The 2,422-nt window shown below is 48.0% G+C and carries 1 protein-coding gene; it reads right to left on the bottom strand.

Annotation, left to right across the window (positions count from 1 at the left end; genetic code table 11):
- Positions 1 to 1,252: 1,252 nt before the first annotated feature.
- Entirely contained in the window at positions 1,253 to 1,720 is a 468-nt protein-coding gene (locus tag FD37_RS07760) for a hypothetical protein (protein WP_056964602.1), read from the bottom strand.
- Positions 1,721 to 2,422: the final 702 nt, after the last annotated feature.

Below are 2,422 nucleotides of genomic sequence, written 5' to 3'. Positions count from 1 at the left end.
ATTTGGTTTGTCGAAACAATGTTCAGTTTTCAAAGGTCTACCAGTTATCTGCTCTCACAGACAGCTTAACTATCATACCATTTAACTGATATGCTGTCAACAAGAAGTTTGATTTAACAACGTTTCTTATCGAGCCGTCATCGCTTAGCGACAACTTTAATACTATACCATGTTGTCATCGTTACTGTCAACCATCACTTTCAATTAACTGAATTGGTCTAGCTGACCCGTTGCGATGACAACGTATATAACTTTACCAATCTCAGCGGCTGCCGTCAACTATAAATTTAAAAAAATTGCTTTTGCCAGTTCTTCTTAGCTGAAATCAGGCCGTGCACTCACCAACTCCCACTGGTCTAAGAATCCCCCAGTGACTGTGTTCCTGATAAGCTTCGCGCCAACTGATCATCGCCGTTGGGCCCGTCCCCAACCGAAAAACTTCCACCCATCATTAATTAAAAACAGTAACAAACACCACCATCAGCATTGGCCCTAACCAGATGAATTCTCAGTCTACACTGCCTTGCTGGTGATTGCGATTCATTCATCAGGCCTTTAGAAAAGCTTATATCCCACAATTCCCCGCCATTTTTCGCTCATCAAAGGGGCCTTTTCCAATGAATCATTTCTATTCTCTTGATCAAGTGCCACCTGCTTCCCCCTTTATCGATAAGCATCACTAACCAGTCAGCCAGTGTTTCCGCGCTTCGTTCACCCGTTATATTCCTCACATATCCTTTCAGTCCCCCCACTCGCCTAGCAAACTTGAAACGACCGTTTTAGCGCTTCCTACTCTCCAGTCCAGCACTAACTAATCCCCCTTTCCTTTTTTACTAAAGGGAGCTCTCCTCTATTTCACTCTTCCTAACCCGAAAACATCCCTGTTAACCACTTGCGCACCACGCTCGCTAAAGATGATTAATCGGTTCATTCTGACCGTTTCCGGAACAAAGCCTCGCATGCGCCCCAGCCCACTCCCGCTGAATAATGACGTTCAGCTTATTCCGCAATTGGCCCCACCCTTACGAATGGCTAGGTCAACCAGCCAATTACTGGGGACTTTACTTGCCAAGCAGACGTTTTAACACACTTTGATACACGGAACCTCTCATCGGCAATATTTAAATCGCATTTCTCACCCCTGGTTACCAACCACGATGCTCACCCAACTCCCACGTTTAGTTAACTGACTCTAAACCAACCGCACCATCGCAAAATGGCTAACTAGGACGAAGCCGGACACCGCACCCGCTTAACGCTTCCGGCCACGGGTTTCCCGTGCCAGTTCTGTCTGAATAGCTTTTCGCTGCGCCTGCTCATGGCGCACTGTTCCGGTCAAAAACATCTCCGTCACCCGTTCTTCCCGATAAAGTGACTGAAAGCCCTCCAGGGACACCGCCAACCATTCCCGGGACGCGTCAAACATCCCGGTTGGATTGTCCGCGGTGACGATTTGCCGTTGACTAGCCGCTTGCTGATCGAACTGTTTTAGATACGTAAGTCTTCTCTGGCTAAGTGCCAACTGCTTCCCATGAATTGACAACGCAAATGACACTTCTTCCAATTGCCGCGTTAGATGGTGCCGTCGGTTGCTCGCATCCCAGGTGCCAGATGAGTCCGCTGGTTGGGCCCCCTGTTGCACCTGAAAATCAGCCAGCACATTCGCCAAGGCAATGGTTGCTTGTTGATCCTGACGAAAATCCCGTAACGTATATGTCATGCAGCATCCCTTCCTTTTTTTCAACTACTTCCCAGTATCCTCTTCTAAGACCGTGCCGACAAAGGAAGTTTCTACCAGCTAATCCCGATAACTAACAAAAAATGAGAGTGAAACAAACGACAGTTAGTTGGTGAACATGAACGACAGTGCGTCAGGTGGATAATCCCGAACTTGGATGATTTGACTGACGGGGTTAAGCGGAACCGGCTACACATCCTGTTAGTTGGTCGAAAAACGGATAAGAATTCAACTCATCGTACTGGCGACTGATGTTTCCCGTACTAAACACGCGAAGAAAGCCGACACCACTCTACGATACCGGCAGTTACGACGAAGTGGCAGGATGACCGCCATCGTTAAGATTGCTGGAGCGAAGCCGTACCAAGATTGTGAGATTGAGGTAGGTTAGCGTTCTCAGCTGACTTACCTCAAGGCTTGAAGTCGTGCCCACGGTCGCCACGGCCCAGCTTCCACTGATTTCAACGAGCAGGATGCATTCCCATCTGACTTGGGGCGCACGTTTCGCCATCAGATATTCGAAAAATCCTGGGATTTTTGTCCCAGACTCTGGTTCTTAATTTTAAATGGCGGACACGACAATCGACCACTCTCCTAGTCCCACCTCATCGGTGAGACCGAAAAAACAGCATAAAAAAAGGAACTCATCGCTGAGTTCCTTGCGTTTGCGTGGCAACGTCCTAC

The organism is Levilactobacillus spicheri DSM 15429 (assembly GCF_001435095.1).
GTDB classification, from domain to species: domain Bacteria; phylum Bacillota; class Bacilli; order Lactobacillales; family Lactobacillaceae; genus Levilactobacillus; species Levilactobacillus spicheri.
Note: the sequence above shows the minus strand (reverse complement) of the source record. Positions and strands in the feature narration are given on the sequence as shown.

Bases quoted from the DNA above. Each gene is read 5' to 3' on its own strand.
- FD37_RS07760 (WP_056964602.1), bottom strand. From the start codon at position 1,720: ATGACATATACGTTACGGGATTTTCGTCAGGATCAACAAGCAACCATT.